Origin of the sequence: Streptomyces alkaliterrae (assembly GCF_007097205.2) — a bacterium.
GTDB lineage: Bacteria > Actinomycetota > Actinomycetes > Streptomycetales > Streptomycetaceae > Streptomyces > Streptomyces alkaliterrae.
This window is the reverse complement of the sequence record NZ_VJYK02000274.1, coordinates 1-7,501: the sequence shown is the minus strand read 5'-3', so window position 1 is coordinate 7,501 and position 7,501 is coordinate 1. Positions and strand designations below refer to the sequence as shown.

Annotated in this window: 8 protein-coding genes; 5 read left to right on the top strand and 3 right to left on the bottom strand. The window is 73.6% G+C overall.

Annotation, left to right across the window (positions count from 1 at the left end; translation table 11 throughout):
* Window positions 1-367, bottom strand: a 367-nt coding sequence (locus tag FNX44_RS21135) for an ATP-binding cassette domain-containing protein (RefSeq protein WP_143650198.1), incomplete at its 3' end; no start/stop codon positions are given.
* Between the two features lie 402 nt (window positions 368-769).
* On the opposite strand from FNX44_RS21135, the gene FNX44_RS21130 reads away from it, so the two are divergent.
* Together FNX44_RS21130 and FNX44_RS21125 are read left to right on the top strand one after the other, a co-directional pair.
* On the top strand, window positions 770-2,176 hold the full coding sequence (locus tag FNX44_RS21130) for an MBL fold metallo-hydrolase (protein ID WP_143650200.1): 1,407 nt from the start codon (window positions 770-772) through the stop codon (window positions 2,174-2,176).
* Complete coding sequence (locus FNX44_RS21125; RefSeq protein ID WP_143650196.1) at window positions 2,173-2,688, top strand: TSUP family transporter; 516 nt, start codon at window positions 2,173-2,175, stop codon at window positions 2,686-2,688. The genes FNX44_RS21130 and FNX44_RS21125 overlap by 4 nt, the downstream gene beginning before the upstream one ends.
* Before the next feature lie 21 nt (window positions 2,689-2,709).
* On the opposite strand, the gene FNX44_RS21120 is transcribed toward FNX44_RS21125, so the two are convergent.
* Window positions 2,710-2,997, bottom strand: a complete 288-nt coding sequence (locus tag FNX44_RS21120) for a metal-sensitive transcriptional regulator (RefSeq protein ID WP_143650194.1) — start codon at window positions 2,995-2,997, stop codon at window positions 2,710-2,712.
* A gap of 81 nt (window positions 2,998-3,078) precedes the next feature.
* Here FNX44_RS21120 and FNX44_RS21115 point away from each other — a divergent pair, with 81 nt between their 5' ends.
* Window positions 3,079-3,654, top strand: coding sequence for a rhodanese-like domain-containing protein (locus tag FNX44_RS21115; RefSeq protein WP_143650192.1), 576 nt, complete (start codon window positions 3,079-3,081; stop codon window positions 3,652-3,654).
* A 23-nt stretch (window positions 3,655-3,677) separates the two neighbouring features.
* Here the strand turns inward: FNX44_RS21115 and FNX44_RS21110 are convergent, their stop codons facing one another.
* Window positions 3,678-4,637, bottom strand: coding sequence for a DUF8832 domain-containing protein (locus FNX44_RS21110; RefSeq protein WP_181356380.1), 960 nt, complete (start codon window positions 4,635-4,637; stop codon window positions 3,678-3,680).
* Between the two features lie 240 nt (window positions 4,638-4,877).
* Here FNX44_RS21110 and FNX44_RS21105 point away from each other — a divergent pair, with 240 nt between their 5' ends.
* Window positions 4,878-5,156 carry a heavy-metal-associated domain-containing protein gene (locus tag FNX44_RS21105; protein ID WP_143650190.1) on the top strand — a complete coding sequence of 93 codons (279 nt, stop codon included), beginning with the start codon at window positions 4,878-4,880 and terminating at the stop codon, window positions 5,154-5,156.
* A 77-nt stretch (window positions 5,157-5,233) separates the two neighbouring features.
* Window positions 5,234-7,492, top strand: a complete 2,259-nt coding sequence (locus FNX44_RS21100) for a heavy metal translocating P-type ATPase (protein WP_143650188.1) — start codon at window positions 5,234-5,236, stop codon at window positions 7,490-7,492.
* Window positions 7,493-7,501 lie beyond the last annotated feature (9 nt).

Below are 7,501 nucleotides of genomic sequence, written 5' to 3'. Positions count from 1 at the left end.
CGGCGGCGGGGTCGCCCTCGGCGAGGGCGAGGGTCGCCTCGTCCAGGGCGGCGAGGGCCGCGAGGGAGGGCGCCAGCGCCTCGGACGTCAGGGTGCCGACGGTCTCGCCGTCCCGCGCGGACAGTTCCTGACGCGCCAGGCCCAGGGTGCCGGTGCGCCGCACGGTGCCCTCGTCCGGCGTGACGAGACCGGCCAGCAGGTGCAGCAGGGTGGTCTTGCCGCGGCCGTTCTCGCCGACGACGGCGAGGCGGGACCGGGCGGAGACGGTGACCGAGACGTCGTTCAGGACGGTGCGGGACCCGCGGCGGACGGTGACGCCGTCGGCTCGGACGTGCGCGCTACCGCCCGCCTCGGCGGGCAGGGACATGGCGGTACGGGGAAGGGAGGAGGGGTTCAACGGTGCTCCGCGGCTCGCAGTGGAGCCGGGCGGCAGCAGCGGGCCGCCCGGCGTGGACCGGGACGGCGAGCGCGGACTCAGCAGGATTCAACAGGAACGCGCCGCCGTCAGCGGGCGGTGCGGACCTTCTGCGACCAGATACCTCGTGCCATGGCACCGATGCTAACAGCGCCGCGGCGCCGTCCGCCAACGTGTTCCCACCCGGCGCGCGATCTGCTGCCCGGCGCAACGTGCGGCGCCCTCACCACCGAGGGATGGATACACCGGGGGGTATTTGACGAGGAAGTTCGGGGCCCGCTACCGTGAGGAGCAGATACCCCCACCCGTATACGAGAACGGCTGTTTCGCCCCGCCGTGACGGAGGTCTCCGCTGTGTTCTTCGCCCAGTACTACCTCGACTGCCTCTCCCAGGCGTCGTACATGATCGCCGACGAGGAAACCGGGAACGCCGTGGTCGTCGACCCCCGGCGGGACGTCGCCGAGTACCTCGCCGACGCCGAGAGCCGCGGGCTCACCGTGGTAGGCGTCATCAACACCCATTTCCACGCCGACTTCGTCGCCGGACATCTCGAGCTGGCGGCGCGCACGGGGGCGTGGATCGGCTACGGGCGGCGCGCGGTGACCGAGTACCCCGTCCGCGCACTGGCCGACGGCGAGCTGATCGTTCTGGGCGAGGTGACCCTGGAGATCCTGGAGACGCCGGGCCACACTCCCGAGTCCGTCAGCGTCCTCGTCCGCGAGCACGCCGACGACGCCGTGCCCTACGGCGTGCTCACCGGAGACGCGCTGTTCATCGGCGACGTCGGACGCCCGGACCTGCTCGCCTCCTCCGGCGTCAGCGCGGAGGAGTTGGGGTCGATGCTGTACGACAGCGTGCGGAACAAGCTGATGACCCTGCCGGACGAGGTGCGGGTGTTCCCGGCGCACGGCGCGGGCTCGGCCTGCGGCAAGAACCTCTCGACCGAGCGGTGGTCCACCATCGGCGCCCAGCGGGCCACCAACTACGCCTGCGCTCCCATGAGTCGGAGCGCCTTCGTCGAGCTGGTGACCGCGGGCCAGTCGGCCGCCCCGGAGTACTTCTCCTACGACGCCGACCTCAACCGGCGGCGGCGGGAGCTGCACGATCCAGGCGCCGCGCCGCGGCCGCTGGGGGTCGAGGAGTTCGCCGCGCGCCGGGCCTCCCGTGCGGTGGTACTCGACGCCCGCACGCCGCAGGACTTCGCCGCCGGCCACCTGCGCGGCGCGGTCAACGTACCCGCCGACGGGCGCTTCGCCGAGCAGGTCGGCACGGTGCTCGCCCCGACCGACGAACTCCTCGTCGTCGCACCGCAGAACCGCGAGCGGGAGATCTTCACCCGCCTCGCCCGGGTCGGCTTCGACCGGTTCGCCGGGTACCTGCGCGATCCCGACGACCACCTGGCCGCGTTCGGCGACGACGAGGTCACCCCGGCGAGCCGGGTGACGGCGACCGACCTGCGGGCGGCGCTCGACGGCGAGCGACCGCCGCTGGTGATCGACGTGCGCGGCTGCGCCGAGCGCGGGGCCGCCGGGTACCTCGACGCGGCCGTGCACATCCCGCTGGGCGAGCTGCCCGGGAGGCTCGGCGAGATCGCCGACGACCGGCCCGTGGTGGTGCACTGCGCCGGCGGCCACCGCTCGTCGATCGCCGCGAGCCTGCTGCGGCACCGCGGCCTCGCGGACGTCTCCGACCTGCTCGGCGGCTACGCGGCCTGGGCCATGGCGGAGGAACGGCTCGGCGTCCCGGACGCGCCCGCGTGAGCGCGCTGCTGCTCGCCCTCGCCGCGGGCGCCGCCGTCGGGTTGGCGCTCGGGGCGCTGGGCGGAGGCGGCGGGATCCTCGCCGTCCCCGCGCTGATCTACCTGCTGGACTTCACTCCGGCGGCCGCCACCACGGCGGCGCTGTTCATCGTCGCCACCACCTCGGCGACGGCGCTCTACGCGCACGCCCGCGACGGCCAGGTGGCCTGGCGCACGGCGGCGCTGTTCAGCGCGGCGGGCGTTGTTCCGGCCTATCTCGCCGGAGCGGCGGCCGGTGATCTGCCGGCCACGGCGCTCACGGTGGCGTTCGCGCTGGTCGCCCTCACCGCGCGGGCGGGCGGCGGCGCCGGGGTCGACTGGGCGGTCGTGGCACCGTTCACGGGGGCGGCCGTGCTCGCCGCCTGGGACGGCAGGCGGCTGGCGGCGAAGGTCTCGGCAGTGGCGCTGCGGAGGATCTTCGCGGGAGTGCTGCTGGCGGTCGCCGCCTTCATGCTGGTCGGCACGCTCGTGTGAGACCGGCGGCCCGCCGGCGGCTCAGGCGAGCGACAGGAACAGCTTCTCCAGCCTCGCCCGCGTCTCCTCCCGACCCTCGTCGGAGGAGACACCGCCCTCGATGTCGGTCAGACACCGCTGGAGCCCGGTGGCGATGATCGCAAAGCCCGCCCGGTCCAGCGCCCGCGACGCGGCGGCGAGCTGCGTGACCACCTCCTCGCAGTCCCGGCCCTCCTCGATCATCCGGATCACGCCGGTGATCTGCCCCTGCGCCCGGCGCAGCCGGTTGAGCACCGCCTTGAGTTCGGCACCTGCCAGATCAAGTTCCACCACAACTCCTCAGAAATACCCCCAGGGGTAATGGTAGTCTCCCTCGGGGGGCACCGTCGACACACAAGGATGGCACCCACCATGACCACACCCACGACGCTGGGAACCGACGAAGCCCGCGACCGGCTGCACGAGCTGACGATCATCGACGTCCGCACGCCCGGCGAGTACGCGACCGGCCATCTGCCCGGCGCGCTCAACATCCCGCTCGACCAGCTCCAGCGCGCGCTGCCCGACCTGCGCGACGCCGCCGAACGCGGTGACGTCCTGGTCGTGTGCGCGTCGGGAGCACGCTCGCAGAGCGCCTGCCGCGTGCTGGCCGACCACCACATCCCCACCGCCACGCTTGCCGGCGGCACCGGCGCCTGGACCTCCGAAGGCCACGAACTGCGGCGCCCCGACGGCCCGACGCGGACCGCCTGGGCGATGGACCGCCAGGTCCGGCTCACCGCCGGCACGCTTGTCCTGCTCGGCCTGGTCCTCGCCGTGCTGGTGCACCCGGCCTTCCAGCTCCTCTCCGCCGGGGTCGCGGCCGGTCTGGTCTTCTCCGCGCTGACGAACACGTGCGGTATGGCCGCGCTGCTCGCCAGGCTGCCGCACAACCGCCCCCGGCCCGCCGACCTCGACCGGACGCTGGCCGCGCTGCGCGCCCGCTGAGGGCTGGCCCGCGGGACGCCGGATCAGTGGTCGTGGCCGGCGTCGTCCGGCCTCCCCGCGGGAGCCGGGGTCGCGGAGCCCTTGGCGGGCGGCACGTCGAGGGTGAGGGACGCGGTGCGGACCTCGCCCTCGTGCTGGAAGTCCAGGAAGAGCCGGTAGGTGCCGGCACTGGGCGCGATCGCGGTGAAGGTGACGTCCGGGCCGGGCCGGGCCTTGCCGGCGCCGGCCTCGCCACCGGGGTGGACGTGCAGATAGCCGAGGTCGCCGGCGCGCACCGCGACCAGATGGCCGTACGCGCCCAGGTAGGGCTCCAGATCGGTGACGGGCCTGCCGTCTCGGCTGATCCTCAGCCGCAGCTCGCCAGGGCGGCCGGGGGTGAGGGCGCCGTCGAGGGAGACGGCGTACTCGTCGACGGTCGCCGTGGCGGACGGCTTCGCGAGCGGGCGGGGCCGGTAGTCGCCGGAGACCGCGAGGTCCGCACCGAGGGTGCGGGGCGCGGCGTCGCCGGCCTTGGGGCGGAAGTCGGCGACGAGTCGGTGGTCGCCGGCGCGGGGCAGTCGGACGTCGGTGCTCCAGGTCCCGTCGGCGGCCCGCTCCGGGTGGAGGTGGCGGTAGGTCGCCAGATCACGGCTGAGCAGGATGAGGTGGAGTTCCTTCTCGTGCTCGACGTGGTAGTCGGTCACCGGTCGGCCGCGCCCGTCCCGCACGGTGAAGCGCAGCTCGCCCCGCTCCCCCGCGGCCAGACGCGGAGTGTCCAGGTCGAGGCTGTAGCCGCCGTCGGTCACACTGAGGGCACCGAGGGGTTCCGACGCGGACGGCGGGCCGTCGGTGCCGGGCGCGGCGTGGGGGTCTTCCCCGCCGTGTGGTGATTCCGCGGCGGGGGTTGTGTTCAGCGGGTCGACGCCCGCACCGGCGCCGTAGGCGACCCCGAAGGTGGCGGCCAGCGCGGCGGCGAATGCGGTGATCCTCAGTCCGGTTCTCATGACACTCCCTGGGTGCGGGTGCCCTGTCGGGCGTTCTCCGTCGGGCCGCTCAACCTGTTCGACCTGTTCGACCCGTTCGACACAGCGACGACTATACCCCTGGGGGGTAGCGGTATGCGTCACCGGGAGAAGTCCGGACGACCCCTTGCGAGGAATACGGGTGGGGGGTATACAGTCTTGTCATCACTGGATACCCCGCCAGGGTATGATTCACCCTGTCCGACTCCCGGAGGAGCCACCATGACGTCCTGCTGCACCCCCGATGGGAACCGCTCGAACGGCACCGCCGCCGTCCCGCCCGGGAACGAGCGCCGTACGGTCTACACCGTCTCGGGCATGAGCTGCGGCGGCTGTGCCGCGACGCTCACCACCGCACTGGGCGAGCTGTCCGGCGTCCGCACCGTCGACGTCGACGTCGAGACCGGACAGGTGACCGTGGTCACCGACGGACCGGCGGACGACCGACGGATCTCCGACGCCGTCGACCACGCCGGCTACGAACTCAACGGTCGGGCCTGACCGCCCACCCACCTGCCGGGGCCGTTCCGGGCGCCACCCGTCCGGCCCGGCCCCGTCCACACTCCCAGGGAGCAGCAGTGACCACCACCGCGCCCGGACCGACCCGGGTCGAGCTCGCCATCGGCGGCATGACCTGCGCCTCGTGCGCCGCCCGTATCGAGAAGAAGCTGAACCGGATGGAAGGGGTGGAAGCCACCGTCAACTACGCGACGGAGAAGGCCAAGGTCACCTACCACGGTGACGTGGCGGTCGAGGACCTGATCGCGACGGTGGAGGCCACCGGCTACACCGCCGCCCCGCCCGCGCCGCCGCGCCCGGAGCCCACGGAGGTGCCGGCGGGGGGCGCCGCGCCGCAGGACGACGAGCTGGAGCCGCTGCGCCGACGCCTCCTCGTGTCCCTCCTGCTGTCGGTGCCGGTGATCGCGATGGCGATGGTTCCGGCGTTGCAGTTCGAGTACTGGCAGTGGCTCTCCCTCACGCTGGCCGCGCCCGTGGTCGTGTGGGGCGCGCTGCCCTTCCACCGCGCCGCGTGGACGAACGCCCGGCACGGCGCGGCCACCATGGACACCCTCATCTCCGTCGGTACCTCGGCGGCCCTGCTGTGGTCCCTGTGGGCGCTGTTCTTCGGCACCGCCGGCATGCCCGGCATGACCCACCCGTTCGAGTTGTCGGTCAGCCGCACCGACGGCGCCGGGAACATCTACCTGGAGGCGGCCGCCGGGGTGACCACCTTCATCCTGGCCGGCCGGTACTTCGAGGCCCGCTCCAAGCGCAAGGCCGGCGCCGCGCTGCGTGCGCTGCTGGAGCTGGGCGCGAAGGAGGTCACGGTCCTGCGGGACGGCCGCGAGCAGCGGGTACCGACCGCCGAACTCGCCGTCGGGGACCACTTCCTGGTGCGTCCGGGCGAGAAGATCGCCACCGACGGGCGGGTGGTGGAAGGCTCCTCCGCCGTCGACGCCTCCATGCTGACCGGCGAGTCGGTGCCGGTGGAGGTCGCCGTGGGCGACACGGTCACCGGCGCCACGCTCAACGCCGGCGGGCGGCTGGTCGTCGAGGCGACCCGGGTGGGCGCCGACACCCAGCTCGCCCGGATGGCGCAACTCGTCGAGGACGCGCAGAACGGCAAGGCGCGGGCCCAGCGGCTGGCCGACCGGATCTCCGCGGTCTTCGTGCCCTTTGTGATCGCGCTCTCGCTCGGCACACTCGGCTTCTGGCTCGGCAACGGGGCCGGGCTCACGGTCGCCTTCACCGCCGCCGTCGCCGTGCTGATCATCGCCTGCCCCTGCGCCCTGGGACTGGCCACGCCGACCGCGCTGATGGTCGGCACCGGGCGCGGCGCCCAGCTGGGCATCCTGATCAAGGGCCCTGAGGTGCTGGAGAACACCCGCAAGGCCGACACCGTGGTCCTGGACAAGACCGGAACCGTCACCACCGGCCGGATGACACTGCTCGCCGTCCACCCCGCGGAGGGCGAGGACGCCGACGAGGTGCTGAGGCTCGCGGGCGCGCTGGAGAACGCCTCCGAGCACCCGATCGCCGCCGCCGTCGCCGCCGGCGCGGCCGAGAAGGTGGGCGCGCTGCCGACGCCCGAGCAGTTCGAGAACGTCCCAGGGCTCGGCGTACAGGGCGTCGTGGACGGTCACGCCGTCCTCGTCGGCCGGGAACGCCTGCTGGCGGACTGGGCGCTCACCCTGCCCGACCCGCTCGCCGAGGCGGCGCGGGCCGCCGAGGCCGCCGGTCGTACGGCCATCACGGTCGCCTGGGACGGCGCCGCCCGCGCGGTGCTGGAGATCGCCGACGCGGTGAAGCCCACCAGCGCCGAGGCCGTCCGCCGCCTCCGCGAACTGGGCCTGACCCCCATCCTGCTGACCGGCGACAACAAGGCGGTCGCCGACGCGGTCGCCGCCGAAGTGGGGATCGACGAGGTCATCGCCGAGGTCATGCCGCAGGACAAGGTGGACGTCGTCAAGCGGCTGCAGGCCGAGGGGCGGTCGGTGGCGATGGTCGGGGACGGCGTCAACGACGCCGCCGCCCTCGCCCAGGCGGACCTCGGACTGGCCATGGGCACCGGCACCGACGCCGCGATCGAGGCCGGCGACCTCACCCTCGTCCGAGGCGACCTGCGGGTCGCCGCCGACGCCATCCGGCTCTCCCGGCGGACGCTGGGCACCATCAAATCCAACCTGGTATGGGCGTTCGGCTACAACGTGATGGCGCTGCCGCTGGCCGCGGCCGGCCTGCTCAATCCGATGATCGCCGGAGCCGCGATGGCCTTCTCGTCGGTCTCCGTCGTCGCGAACAGCCTCCACCTCCGCACCTTCCGCCCGACAAGCTGAGGCCCGCCC

Bases quoted from the DNA above. Each gene is read 5' to 3' on its own strand.
- FNX44_RS21110 (WP_181356380.1), bottom strand. From the start codon at position 4,637: ATGAGAACCGGACTGAGGATCACCGCATTCGCCGCCGCGCTGGCCGCC.
- FNX44_RS21105 (WP_143650190.1), top strand. From the start codon at position 4,878: ATGACGTCCTGCTGCACCCCCGATGGGAACCGCTCGAACGGCACCGCC.
- FNX44_RS21115 (WP_143650192.1), top strand. From the start codon at position 3,079: ATGACCACACCCACGACGCTGGGAACCGACGAAGCCCGCGACCGGCTG.